Below are 12,527 nucleotides of genomic sequence, written 5' to 3' on the forward strand. Positions count from 1 at the left end.
CGCGCCCCCGCCTGCTGCGGAATTACGACTTCTGCGGCACGGTCACGCCGTACGTGCAGCTCTTGTTGTACGCATTGCCGATCGCCGTGAGCTGCGCGCTGCTGTAGCCGAGCGCCGCGGCGGCCGTCAGCACCGCTTGCGCGGCGGCCTTCTGGTTCGTCGAGCCGTTGGTCATCGACAGCCCCTTCAGGAACGCTTTGTCCATCGCCTGCGCGCCGATCGCGTCGCGCGCGACGAGGTTGCACGACGCCCAGTACTGGCCGGCCGTGTGGATCTCCGCGCCGCGTGCCTGCGCGTAGGTGCGCCCGACGTTCCAGTTCGTCACGCGGCCGCCCCAGTATTCGTTGTGGCCGTCCCAGTTGTAGACCCAGTGATACTGCGCGTCGGACGGGCTCCACTGGTTGAAGTCGCGGCTGTACGCGGCGGCGAGATAGTCGCCGGTGCCTTCCGACAGGCCTTCCTGTTGCGACAGGCCGCCGTTGGTCACCCAGTCGTGGATGCCGTGGCCGAGCTCGTGGATCACGACGTCCGCATCTTCCGCGTCGTCGACGCCGCCCTGCCCGAAGGTCAGCCGGCCGCTGCTCGACGAGTACGACGAGTTGTCGTCGCCCGATTCGCCGTGCGGGTCGTACCGCACGCCGCCCGTGTACTGGTACGGCAGCGCCTTGATGCCGAGCGTCTGGTTCACGTAACGGAGGAACGTGTCGATGTGGTAGTAGACGTTCACCGCTTCGAAATACAGATTGCCGCGCGCGAACTCGAACGCGGGCGTCGCCTGCGCCGGGCACGCGTTGTCGAGCGGCGCATCGAAATCGACGCACGACGCATACGGGCCCGACAGCACGTAGCGCGAGCCCGACTGCGCGAGATCCTTCAGCGTCACGCGCACGCGCGCGGCCGTGAGCTGGGTGGAATCGGCGTCGTTGCTGTCCTTGTAGCCCGTGCTGCCGTAGCTGCTCTTCGTCGACGAAAGCGGATCGGGCCGGAACACGAAACCGGTGCCGTCGGTCGCATAGAACGCCTTGTCCTCGGCGCGCAGCACTTCGCCGCTGCCCGCGTCGATCAACAGTTCCCAGTCGCCCTTCGGGCCGTCCTGCGGGCGGCCGCGCACCTTCCATGCGGTATGCGTGCCGGCCTTGTCGACGAACGCGACGAGCTGTGCGTCGAGGTTCGTGAAGCCGCTGACGCCGAGATACGAACGCGCGCGGTCGAGCGCCTGCTGCTGGTCGACGGCCTGCGCCTTGCGCGCGGTGGCGACCACGCCGTTGATCGTGTTGCTCGCGACGTACAGGATGCGGCCGTCCTTCGCGACCGTCACCGCGATGTCGCTGCCATATACGGGCAACCCGGCCGCCTGCTGCTGGAAGCGCACGACGGTGAAATCCGCGTCGTTGCGCTCCGACGTCACCGCGAGGCTCGCGAGCGCGGCCGCGTCGAGCCCGAGCTGCGTCGCCTGCGACGCGACGAAATCGCGCGCGGTGGCGGCGGGCGTGGCGGCCGCCTTCTTCGCGCGATACGCGGGGTTGTACAGCGTGACGGCGACACCGTCGGCGCGGAATTGCCCCGCGGCGGTATCGGCCTTGGCCGCGGCCGGTGCCACGCCGCGCGTCAGGCTTTCGCGCAGGCTCGAGGCCTGCGGGTTCGCGACCTTGGTATCGGCCGCGCTGCCGCCGACGATGCCGAAACCGAGCGCGAGACCCAGGGCGAGCGGCAATGCTTTGCGTGATGTCTGCATACGTGATCCTCATCTCAACGGTTGGACACGCCCGCGCGCTTGTGGCGAGCAGGCACGACACGGCCCGCGCGCCGGCTCGATGGAACCGGTGCGGCGAAGCGGTGCTGGGAGATTCGACTGACCAGGAACGGATAAGGATGACTAAGCGTCAGGTCGAAACGAATCGGAAAGGAAAGGCGGCACGGAAGCGAACGGCGGGGAAGCGAACGGCAGGCAGGTGCGGCGACGGCGAAGCGAGCATCGTCATGTCATACCCCTCGGATCGGCATTGATATCGGTTCGGCAGCCTGCGTGGCGCGACGTGCGTCGGGCCCGGGCTCTCATCTCCTTAGGGCTGCCTATCTAATTGCGAGGTATGTTACAGAATATTTTCGGCGACATTGCAATTTATTTTCGAAGGCCGCTTCGGTCCGTCGATCAATCGCCGGCATTGTTCAGCGAATGGCGGGAAACGCTGCCGGAGCGTGCAATAGCACGCCGGATTGTACGCAAAAGGCGGCGCCGTTCAGCGCGTCGCGCGACGATCGCTGCGCGGGCTCACGCCGAAACGCGCGCGATAGGTGCGCGAGAAATGCGACGGCGATTCGAATCCGCATGCGACGCAGACCGACGTGATGCTCATGTCGGTCTGCTGCAGCAGCTCGCGTGCGCGATCGAGGCGCAGGTTCAGGTAGAAGCGCGTCGGCGTGTCGTTCAGCGTCGCGCTGAACAGCCGTTCGAGCTGGCGCCGCGTGATCGACACGTCCTGCGCGAGCGCGTCGGAGCCGAGCGGGGTTTCCATGTGCTGCTGCATCGTGTCGATCACCTGGATCAGCTTGCGGTTGTGCACGCCGTAGCGCGCGGCGATCTCGAGTCGCTGGCTGTCCGAGCGTTGCCGGATGCGGCTGACGACGAACTGCTCGGAGATCGCCGCCGCGAGATCGGCGCCGTGCCGCCGGCCGATCAGGTCGAGCATCATGTCGATCGACGCGGTGCCGCCCGCACAGGTGATGCGCCGGTCGTCGATCTCGAACAGTTCCTGCGTCGCGTTCAGGCCCGGGTAGCGTTCGCGGAACGCGGCGAGTGCCTCCCAGTGCAGCGTGAGCGTTTGCGATGGGTCGAACAGCCCGGCCTCCGCGAGCACGAAGCTGCCGGTGTCGATGCCGCCGAGCGTCGCGCCGTGCCGGTTCTGGCGGCGCAGCCAGTCGCCGAGCGCGCGGTCGTAGCACACGAGCGGATCGAAGCCGGCGACGACGAACACCGTCTCGACCTGCGCGACGTCCGCGTACGCGGCTTCGGCCGCCACCGGGATGCCGTTGCTCGCGGCGACGGGCGCGCCGTCCGCGCTGATCACGTGCCAGCGGTACAGCTCGGTGCGAAAGCGGTTCGCGACGCGCAGCGGTTCGACCGCCGACATGAAGCCGAGCGCGGAGAAGCCGGGCAGCAACAGGAAGTGGAAATCCTCTGGCATCGGGGCGTGGGGTGGAATCGGGTGGTCGTCGCGCAGCGAGCGGGCAAGCGCACACCGCGCCCGGCGCGCGGACGCGGAATGTTCAACGCACGATTATCGCGGTTTTTGCCGGCGCTCAGCGCGTTTTTGCGCCGCGCACCGTCCGGCGCGCCGTCGTCGAAGGCAGTTCGCCGAACTGGGCCTTGTACGCGTTCGCGAAATGCCCGAGGTGGATGAAGCCCCAGCGCGCGGCCGCTTCGTTGATCGGCAGGTCCGACTGCCGCGTGTCAAGCAGCAGGCGTCGCACCTGCGCGAGGCGCAGCGAGCGTGTGTAGTTCAATGGGCCGGTTTGCGCGACCGACTGGAAGCTGTTCTGCATCGTGCGCCGGCTCACGCGCAGTTGCGTGCACAGGCTCAGGATGTCGACGGGTGCCTCCGGGTTCTGGATCACGTAGTCGTGCACGCGCCGCACGATGGCGGCGTGGCACGCATGCGTGAGGCGGTTCGGCGGCTCGGGCATCCGGTAGGTGAGGAGATCGACGAGCACGTTGGCGACATCGCCGCGCAGCTCGGACTGCGCACGCGCCGCGTCGAACGAAGCGGGTGCCGACAGCACGCGTTCGAGCAGTGTCGCGAACTGCAGGCTCGCGCGTTCGCGCGCGGCGACCGCCACATCGACCACGCCGCGCCGCAGCGCGCGCTCGTCGAGCCGGACGTCGGCGGCATCCTCGATCTGCTGCATCAGCTCGGGATCGACGACCACGCCGATCAGCGACATGTCGTCGGGTGAATGCAGTTCGAAAGGTGAGCCGCCGCGCGCCATCACGATCGTGCCGCGCTCGATGCGTGCATCGCCGAAGGCGAAGGTGCCCGAGCCGGTGAGCGGCATCCCGAACACCGTATGGCCGGGCGGCAGGCGCCCGCGCTGGATGATCCGCACGTTCGCCGCTTCCTGGAACAGCTGCACGCCGTCGAGTTCCACGTGCTTGACCGCGCTGCGATACGAGCCGGAGCCGATCTGGTCGTAGCGCTGATCCCAGCCGCGCAGCGCCTCGGCATGCCGGTCTGCATCGTCGAACATCTGGTGAAACACGAGCACGGCGCCTCCGGCGGTCGTTCGGACCGCGCAAGATTAAACCGACCGCCCGGTCGGCGCAATACGGATGAGCGCTATTCCACCGGGGGTTTTTGAGGGGTCGGAAGGGGGTGACGGCAAGTGCCTTTCAGGCGGTTTTCCAATATCCCGAATCGGCACGCACGCGTTGCCGGTCCGGGTGCTGAGCGGATTTATTGTCGAACTACAGTCGCCCCACATAACGTGATTCCCAACTGGAGGCGACATGAGAACAAGGCGACGCACCGCGGCTTTCGCGGCGACGCTGGCGTTCGCGGCGGCGTGGGCCGGCACCGCGGACGCGACGGAAAAGCCCGAGGAACTGGTCGTGCAGAAGATGCCGCCGTGGCATCCGCACAAGGTGTACGTCGTCGACATCGCGATGCCGACGATGACCGACGGGCGCATCTTCGTGTACGACGCCGACGCGACGAAGCTGCTCGGCCAGATCGACGGCGGCTTCGCGCCCGGCCTCGCGATCTCGCCCGACCACAAGACGAGCTTCATCGCGACGACCTATTTCTCGCGCGGCTCGCACGGCACGCGCACCGACGTCGTCGAGATGACCGACAACACGACGCTCGATCATGCGGGCGAGATCGTGATTCCCGCGAAGCACGGGCAACACGTGCCGTCGCCGTACAACACCGCGTTCAGCGCGGACGGCAAGCGGCTGTACGTCGCGAACATCACGCCGGCCGCATCGGTGACGGTGATCGACGCGGTGTCGAAGAAGGTGCTGTCCGAGATCGACACCGCGGCATGCGTGCTCGCGTATCCGTCGGGGAACGACCGCTTCACCGCGCTGTGCGAAAGCGGCAAGGCGCTCACCGTCACGCTCGACGCGAACGGCAAGGAGGCGAAGCGCACGATGTCCGATGCGTTCATCGACGTCGACAACGATCCGGCCTTCATCAATGCGTCGCGCTACCGCGGCAGCTATCTGTTCACGACGTATCACGGCAACGTGCGCAGCGCCGATTTCAGCGGCGACCAGCCCGCGTTCGGCAAGTCGTGGTCGTTGCTGACCGACGCCGAGCGCGCCGAAGGCTGGCGCCCGGGCGGCATGCAGCAGACGGCCGTGCAGGTGAAGCAGAACCGCTACTACGTGCTGATGCACAAGGGCGGCGACGGCACGCACAAGGATCCCGGCACGCAGGTTTGGGTGTACGACCTGAAGACGAAACAGCGTGTCGCGCGCTGGGATCTCGCGCAGCAGAAGGTCGATCCGCTCGTGTCGATCCAGGTCAGCGAGGATGACAAGCCGCTGTTCTACGGGCTGACGGGCACGTCCGATCTCGTCGTGATGGACGCGCACACCGGCAAGCCGCGGCACGTCGAGAAGCTGATCGGCAGTACGCCGACGCTGCTCGTGAACCCGTGAGGCCGCGATGACGCTCGATCCCGTACTCGCCACCAGCGCGCAGGCCGGCGCCGCCGTCGTCGTGCTGCTCGGCGCCTTCGCGAAGATGCGCCGGCCCGCCGCGTTCCGGCAGGCGCTCGCCGGCTATCGCCTGTTGCCCGATGCGCTGGCCGCGCCCACCGCGTTTGCGATTCCGCTCGCGGAAGTCGTGTGCGCCGCGGCGCTGTTGTTTCGCGATACGCGCCTGACCGGCGCGCTCGGCCTGATCGCGTTGCTGCTCGTGTTCGCGGCCGGCATCACGATCAACATCCTGCGCGGCCACACCGACATCGACTGCGGCTGTTCCGGTTTTACCGCCGCGCGCGCGGATGCGCCGCGCGGCATCGGCTGGCTGCATGTCGCACGCGTGCTGCTGCTCGTCGCGCTGGCCGCCACCGCGCTCGTCGAGCCGGGCAGCCGCGCGGTCGTGTGGTTCGACTACCTGACGCTGTTCTCTTCCGTGCTGCTGATCGTCTGCGCGCTGCTCACCGTCGACGTGCTGCTCGCCAACGTACCGCGCCTTTCCCACCTGAGGAATTCATGATGCAAACCGCTCTCACCGTTTCCACCGCCTTGCTGTGGATCGCCGTTCTCGCGCTCGGCGCGATCTGCCTCGCGCTCGTGCGCCAGATCGGCATCCTGTACGAACGCATCATGCCCGCCGGCGCATTGATGATCGACAAGGGGCCGGCGGTCGGCGCGATCGCGCCGATGTTCGAGCTGACCGACATTCGCGGCTCGCAGGTGAAGGTGGGCGGCATCGATGCGTCGGGCAAGGCGACGCTGCTGTTCTTCCTGTCGCCGACGTGCCCGGTCTGCAAGAAGCTGCTGCCGCTGTTGCCGTCGCTGCAGGCGAGCGAATCGACGCCGGTGAACATCGTGCTCGCCAGCGACGGCGATCTCGACGAACACACGCGCTTCGCGCGGAAGCACGACCTCGCGCGTTTCCCGTACGTGCTGTCGCAGGAGCTCGGCCTCGCGTACCAGATCGGCAAGCTGCCGTACGCGGTGCTGCTCGACGACACCGGCACCGTGCGCGCGAAGGGGCTCGTCAACACCCGCGAGCATCTCGAGAGCCTGTTCGAAGCGAAGGAGCGTGGCGTCGCATCGCTGCAGCAGTTCGTGCACGGCGATCACGACCACGGCGGTCACGCAGAGCACGCGCAGCACGCGTGATCGGCCGCCCCTCTTTCAACGTCAACGGAGAACAACGACATGGGCGTGTTTGATTCATGGTTCGAGCGCTCGGCGCGCGGTGTCGCGCAGCATAGTTCGCGGCGCAGTGCGATGGCGAAGCTCGGCAAGGTGCTGGTGGGGTCGGCGATGCTGCCGCTCCTGCCGGTCGATCGCACCGCGTATGCAGCGGATGCGGCGTCCGGCGCATCGGCGGCTTCAGGTGCTGCCGCGTCGGCCGCAAGCGACGATCCGCTGAGCTGCGACTACTGGAAATACTGCGCGATCGACGGCTGGCTGTGCAGTTGCTGCGGCGGCACGTCGAGCAGTTGCCCGCCGGGCACGACGCCGTCGCCGATCACGTGGATCGGCACCTGCCGCAATCCGCACGACGGGTCGGACTACATCGTGTCGTACAACGACTGCTGCGGCAAGACGTCGTGCGGCAAATGCTTCTGCAACCGCAACGAGCGCGAGAAGCCGCTGTACAAGCTGTCGCTGAACAACGACATCAACTGGTGCATGGCGAACGGCAATTCGAATTACCACTGTTCGGTTTCGGTCCTGCTGGGGGCGGCAAAGCAATGAAAGTGAAGCAAGCTGGAAAGATCGTTGTCGCGTGCGTGGCGGTTGTCGCGGCTGTCGCGGGTCTTGCGGTGCCGGGTTTGGCCGGTGCGCAGCAGGCCGTCCATTACCCGGCGGGCAAGAGCCTGTTCGATGCGCAGTGCGCGGTGTGCCACCAGGCGGGCGGCAAGGGGCAGGACGGCCTTGCGCCGCCGCTGACCGAGTATCCGGGCAAGTACGCGACGGCCGACGCGGGCCGCGCGCAGTTGGTCGCGACGCTGCTGCACGGGATGTTCGGCGAGATCAAGGTGCACGACAAAAGCTACAACTTCAAGATGCCGTCGTTCGCGAGTGCGAGCGATGACGATATCGCGAACGTGCTCAACCATATCGTGTTCGATCTCAACGACAGGCACGGCGACGCGAAGCCGTTCACCGCGGCCGACATTCGCGCGGCGCGAGCGAAGGAGATGGACGGCACGGCCGTTCACGCGCAACGCGCGGTCGTGACGAAGGGGCTGGGGCTGTGAATGCCGCGTGCATTCGGCGTCGCGGCCGGCGGGCGGCGGCGTGGCGGATCGGCTCGTTCACGACAGGCCGTCTGTCGTCGATGCTGGTGGTCGCTGCCGCGGCATGTGCGATAACCGTCCCCGCGCATGCCGACGGCGTGACCGACGCCACGCTCGCGCGACAGCACTGGGTGCTCAACTGCATGGGCTGCCACACGGCGACGGGCGGCGGCATTCCGGGCAAGGTGCCGCCGCTCGCGAACTCGCTCGGCTATTTCACGCATCTGCCGGCCGGGCGCGAGTACGTGATGCGCGTGCCCGGCGCGTCGAACTCGGCGCTGTCGGACCAGGAGCTCGCCGACGTGCTCAACTGGCTGCTCATGACGATGAACCGCGATGCGCTGCCGCGTGACTTCAAGCCCTATACGGCGGCCGAAGTCGCCGCGCATCGCCGGCCGGCGTTTTCGGATGTCGCGACGGTGCGTGCCGGGTTGGTCCGAGCACTGCACGAGCGCGGGATCGAGGGTGTGTCCGACCGGTACTGACCGGCTTCGCTGCTGAAGCTTTGCCGGTATGCGGGGCGGCGCGGTATCTCCGCGCCGTCACGCGCGGATCGGCACGACGCCGAGGATCGGGCAGGCCGCGCCGGCGATGCGCATCACGTCGACCGGATGCTGCGGCGCGAGGCGGCGCGTAACGGCTTGCCGCTCGAGAATCCCGAATTGGCAGCGCGCCGTTTCCGCGCTACGCTCGTTTTCGTCGGCCGACGCAGGCGCCGAATGGATCGAGGGAGGCTCGAATGGCGATCGAATACTTTGCGGAGAGCAATCCGGTCACTCGAAACCTGCCTCGATCGTTGGCGACCCGAGCCGGCGATCTGGTGTTCGTATCCGGACAGGTAGCGAGAAACGAAGACGGGAGTATCGTCGCCGGCGGAATCGACGCGCAGACGCGCCAGACGTTGAAGAACGTCGCCGACGTACTCGCGCTGGCGGGATGCTCGCTCGCCGACGTGGTGAAAACCACCGTCTGGCTCGAAGACGCGCGCGACTTCGCGGAATTCAATCGGGTCTATGCGGAGTTCTTTCCGGGGAACAAGCCGTCACGATCGACCTTGCAGGCGACCAACATGGTCGGCACCAGGATCGAAATCGAAGCGATTGCCTGCCGGCCCTGAGCACGGGAAGCACCGGCAAACCGGCGAGAGAGGGGCTTTCAAGCGATGCGTTCGGCGTACCGCGCGGTGCGCCGCGTCATGGCTGCGTGCGTGCACCGCACAAAATTCCCCAATCCCCAACATCACACGGCTTTCGTTAGAATCGTTCGTCGTCGAAGCAATAATGCGGATTTGCATGGGCGCGGCGGTAACCGTTCGCGAACACCGCTCGCGCTCATCCCATGGTTCATCCTTTACCGGAGGCGAACGTGCCAGGATTACTTCCCGATGTCGACCGCGACGGGCTCCTCGAATATTCGGTGGTGTACACCGACCGGTCGATCAATCACATGTCGCAGCGCTTCCAGGGCGTCATGCGCGATATTTCCACCGCGCTGAAGCAGGTCTACAACGCGAAGGCGGTTGCGATCGTCCCGGGCAGCGGGACCTTCGGCATGGAGGCCGTGGCCCGCCAGTTCGCGACGAACAGGAAGTGTCTGGTCATCCGCAATGGCTGGTTCAGCTTCCGCTGGTCGCAGATTTTCGACATGGGCGGCATTCCGTCCGAGTCGATCGTGCTGAAGGCGCGTCCGGTCGAAGCGGGCAGGCAGGCGGCGTTCGCGCCGGCGCCGATCGACGAGGTCGTCGCGGCGATTCGCGAGCACAAGCCGGATCTGGTCTTTGCGCCGCACGTCGAAACCGCTTCCGGGATGATGCTGCCCGATGCCTATCTGCGCGCGGTGGCCGACGCCGTGCATGCGGTCGGCGGCATGTTCGTGCTGGATTGCATCGCGTCCGGCACGATCTGGGTCGACATGGCGGCGAGCGGCGTCGACGTGCTGATCAGCGCGCCGCAAAAGGGCTGGAGCGCGTCGCCCGGCTGTGCGCTGGTGATGCTCAGTCCGCTTGCCCGCGAGCGGATCGATGCGACGACCAGCACCAGCTTTGCGTGCGACCTGCGCAAGTGGCTGCAGATCATGGAAGCGTACGAGAACGGCGGGTTCGCGTACCACGCGACGATGCCGACCGACAGCCTTGCAACGCTGCGCGACGTGATCAAGGAAACGGCAGCGTACGGCTTCGACAAGGTGAGGGCGGAGCAGCTCGAGCTCGGCACGCGGGTTCGTGCGTTGCTGGCCGGGAAGGGGTTCCGGAGCGTGGCGGCCGAGGGCTTCGAGGCCCCGGGTGTCGTGGTCAGTTACACGGATGACGACGACATCCGGTCCGGCAAGAAATTCGCCGACGTCGGCATGCAGATTGCGGCGGGCGTGCCGTTGCAATGCGACGAGCCGGCCGATTTCAAGACGTTCCGTATCGGCTTGTTCGGTCTCGACAAGCTGAATGATGTCGATGCGGCGGTTGCGCGGTTTGCGAGTGCGTTGGAACGGGTTCTGTAGCGCGTTTCTCGATGTCAGGGTGCCTGGCGGCACCTGAACGTCCGGTCGCGGTCGGATGCAGCCGTACTTGAATGGCTGCTTCCGATCCGCTTCCGGTGTTCAATGCCGCTTGCCTTTGACGGCAGCTTTCAACGCGTACACGCGTCTGACGATAAATTTCGAAACTGTGAAACATCGCGGATGCTGGAACTGTCCGGCTTCTTCCCGATGGCAATTGGCCACGCGCGATCCGCAAGCGTCATCGGTCGTGTCGCAAAGCATGCGGGCAACCTCAGTTGGCGTTGCCGCTCGATGTGGTGTTGCGGTTCATTGCCGAACCGGGCGCCGGAGAAACAGCAGTCGCCACCGACGCGGCACCGCACTCGAACGTCAGCTCGCGCGTGTTCGGTTTCTGATCGGTGCCGGTCTTGTAAGGCTCGATGGCTTCCAGAACGTGTACCGGTTGCTGACCGCAGATCTCCTGTGACTTGCGCTGACAGACTTCCGGGCCTTCGAGCAGGCCGGAGCAGTCCACCCGGTAGGCGGTTTCACCGTTCGACCGGTGCAGCGTCCATGCGCTGAAATCCGGCCCCGAGGCCGAGGTGCATCCTGCGAGCGCAGCCACGGCAGACACCAACAGACCTGTTTTGATTGCTTCAATCATCGACTTCATCTCTTCGTTCAACTGAGTAGTCATCCGGGATCACGACACTCGGCCGGATCCGGATGCGCTGCGCTCATTCTTTTTCGCTATCTCTGTATATCGCGCGACGTTTTCACACGGGTTCGCTACTTTACCGCGGTACGGTTAACGCCATGTATAGCGAGCCATCCCCATATGACAATCGTTGACCTTCAATGTGCGGCAGCGAACATAGGCCACCGGGTTCATGCCCGGAAGCCTTTGCATCTTCGCGCTACGCAATGAGCATGGCATGCATGGGTGCGCGTACAAGCACGCCATGGGTACGGGAAGCACTGCGATTGCTACCCGCGATCACGCAGCGGCCGCAACCATATTCAGCAATGCCCCAATGCGCATGGAAATCTGATCGTCCGGCGAGCGCCCTTCCAGAAAGCGGTCCAGTTCTAGCCGTGCGCCAGTCGCATCGCCGATCTTCGCGAGCACGAAGGCAAGCGCGACCGGATGCTGAACGGAGTTGTAGAAGCCCAGGATGTGCTTGATCCATTTGCCGATGCTCATCGTCACGGCGCCGTATCAGGAGAGAACGGGATCGATCTCGTTGCGGGTCAACCCGAATCCGGCCATGCGCTCGCGATGCGCCGGGGACCCCAGCCAGGAGCGCAGTTGCCGGTTGACCGCATCGAGCAAACCGCGGTTTTGTCGACTGAACGAGAAGGCACCCAACGGCGGCCGGTGTGGCATGCCATCCGCTTCCGCCTCATTCACGACGGCCTCGAGCAACGCACCTTCCATCCGATTCGCCACGATGCGATTCCCCAACGCCGTACTCGCATAGGCATCGACGACGCCGGCGCGCACCGCTTCAATCGCGTCGGCTTGCTGGTCGAACAGGGTGATCTGGTGCTCGCTTACGCCGGCGGCTCTCGCGGAGTCGTGCTGCACCTGTCCGCTGATGATGCCGAGGTGGGCATCGGGATGCCTGGCGAGCGACGCATAGCTGGTGAGCTGCTTGGGATTGCCGGCCCGCACGAGAAAGCCGTCCGCGATGCCCCAGACAGGCACGCTGAACGCGACCAGACTGGCGCGTTCGGGTGTAACGAAGAGCGGAACATTCATGTCCCAGCGACCTTCGGCGACGCCGGGCAGCAGTTCGCTGAACGTCGTCAGATGGTGTTCGATCCGCGTGACGCCGATCGCCCGGAGGACCTCGCCGGCCAGTTCGATGTCCGCGCCGGTTGCAGTGCCGTCCGGCTCCGTCCAGCCAAATGGCGGTTCGTCGATGTACGCAATCGTTACCTTCATCGCCACGTCTCGCGAATAGGGACGGCTGCCGAATCGGGCGCCGATTGCCGACGATTCTAATACCTGCACTCGCGGAGATCGTTGTTCAGCGGACCGCAGCCCGCTGACCGACGGGGCGGCC

14 protein-coding genes are annotated in these 12,527 nt (G+C 66.0%); 8 read left to right on the forward strand and 6 right to left on the reverse strand.

Annotated elements, in window-relative coordinates:
• Positions 1 to 22: 22 nt before the first annotated feature.
• The 3 genes from U5771_RS09665 to U5771_RS09675 form a co-directional block, all read right to left on the reverse strand.
• Entirely contained in the window at positions 23 to 1,735 is a 1,713-nt protein-coding gene (locus tag U5771_RS09665) for a M36 family metallopeptidase (protein WP_322023741.1), read from the reverse strand.
• Between the two features lie 505 nt (positions 1,736 to 2,240).
• The gene (locus tag U5771_RS09670) at positions 2,241 to 3,185 is read right to left on the reverse strand and encodes a GlxA family transcriptional regulator (protein WP_322023742.1); all 945 of its coding nucleotides are present in this window, start codon (positions 3,183 to 3,185) and stop codon (positions 2,241 to 2,243) included.
• Positions 3,186 to 3,300: 115 nt separating this feature from the next.
• Complete coding sequence (locus U5771_RS09675; protein WP_322023743.1) at positions 3,301 to 4,263, reverse strand: helix-turn-helix domain-containing protein; 963 nt, start codon at positions 4,261 to 4,263, stop codon at positions 3,301 to 3,303.
• A gap of 241 nt (positions 4,264 to 4,504) precedes the next feature.
• Between U5771_RS09675 and U5771_RS09680 the strand changes: the two genes are divergently transcribed.
• From U5771_RS09680 to U5771_RS09715, 8 genes are all read left to right on the forward strand, one after another.
• The gene (locus U5771_RS09680) at positions 4,505 to 5,662 is read left to right on the forward strand and encodes an amine dehydrogenase large subunit (protein ID WP_322023744.1); all 1,158 of its coding nucleotides are present in this window, start codon (positions 4,505 to 4,507) and stop codon (positions 5,660 to 5,662) included.
• Between the two features lie 7 nt (positions 5,663 to 5,669).
• The gene (locus U5771_RS09685) at positions 5,670 to 6,224 is read left to right on the forward strand and encodes a MauE/DoxX family redox-associated membrane protein (RefSeq protein WP_322023745.1); all 555 of its coding nucleotides are present in this window, start codon (positions 5,670 to 5,672) and stop codon (positions 6,222 to 6,224) included.
• Positions 6,221 to 6,856 carry a methylamine dehydrogenase accessory protein MauD gene (gene mauD / locus U5771_RS09690; RefSeq protein WP_322023746.1) on the forward strand — a complete coding sequence of 212 codons (636 nt, stop codon included), beginning with the start codon at positions 6,221 to 6,223 and terminating at the stop codon, positions 6,854 to 6,856. The genes U5771_RS09685 and mauD overlap by 4 nt, the downstream gene beginning before the upstream one ends.
• 39 nt (positions 6,857 to 6,895) lie before the next feature.
• Complete coding sequence (locus tag U5771_RS09695; RefSeq protein ID WP_322023747.1) at positions 6,896 to 7,441, forward strand: methylamine dehydrogenase light chain; 546 nt, start codon at positions 6,896 to 6,898, stop codon at positions 7,439 to 7,441.
• Positions 7,438 to 7,947, forward strand: coding sequence for a cytochrome c (locus tag U5771_RS09700; RefSeq protein WP_322023748.1), 510 nt, complete (start codon positions 7,438 to 7,440; stop codon positions 7,945 to 7,947). Before U5771_RS09695 ends, U5771_RS09700 begins: the two co-directional genes overlap by 4 nt.
• An 80-nt stretch (positions 7,948 to 8,027) precedes the next feature.
• On the forward strand, positions 8,028 to 8,471 hold the full coding sequence (locus U5771_RS09705) for a cytochrome c (RefSeq protein ID WP_322023749.1): 444 nt from the start codon (positions 8,028 to 8,030) through the stop codon (positions 8,469 to 8,471).
• A 254-nt stretch (positions 8,472 to 8,725) separates the two neighbouring features.
• Positions 8,726 to 9,103, forward strand: a complete 378-nt coding sequence (locus U5771_RS09710) for a RidA family protein (protein ID WP_322023750.1) — start codon at positions 8,726 to 8,728, stop codon at positions 9,101 to 9,103.
• A gap of 248 nt (positions 9,104 to 9,351) precedes the next feature.
• The gene (locus tag U5771_RS09715) at positions 9,352 to 10,479 is read left to right on the forward strand and encodes an aminotransferase class V-fold PLP-dependent enzyme (protein ID WP_322023751.1); all 1,128 of its coding nucleotides are present in this window, start codon (positions 9,352 to 9,354) and stop codon (positions 10,477 to 10,479) included.
• 271 nt (positions 10,480 to 10,750) lie between these two features.
• Here the strand turns inward: U5771_RS09715 and U5771_RS09720 are convergent, their stop codons facing one another.
• The 3 genes from U5771_RS09720 to U5771_RS09730 all read right to left on the reverse strand — a co-directional run bounded on the left by U5771_RS09720 (position 10,751) and on the right by U5771_RS09730 (position 12,406).
• The gene (locus tag U5771_RS09720; protein WP_322023752.1) at positions 10,751 to 11,155 is read right to left on the reverse strand and encodes a hypothetical protein; all 405 of its coding nucleotides are present in this window, start codon (positions 11,153 to 11,155) and stop codon (positions 10,751 to 10,753) included.
• Between the two features lie 300 nt (positions 11,156 to 11,455).
• Positions 11,456 to 11,662, reverse strand: coding sequence for a hypothetical protein (locus tag U5771_RS09725; protein WP_322023753.1), 207 nt, complete (start codon positions 11,660 to 11,662; stop codon positions 11,456 to 11,458).
• 15 nt (positions 11,663 to 11,677) lie between these two features.
• Positions 11,678 to 12,406, reverse strand: coding sequence for a transporter substrate-binding domain-containing protein (locus U5771_RS09730; protein WP_322023754.1), 729 nt, complete (start codon positions 12,404 to 12,406; stop codon positions 11,678 to 11,680).
• Positions 12,407 to 12,527: the final 121 nt, after the last annotated feature.

Origin of the sequence: Burkholderia sp. BCC1977, from assembly GCF_905339595.1 — a bacterium.
In the GTDB taxonomy this organism is placed as follows: Bacteria; Pseudomonadota; Gammaproteobacteria; order Burkholderiales; family Burkholderiaceae; genus Burkholderia.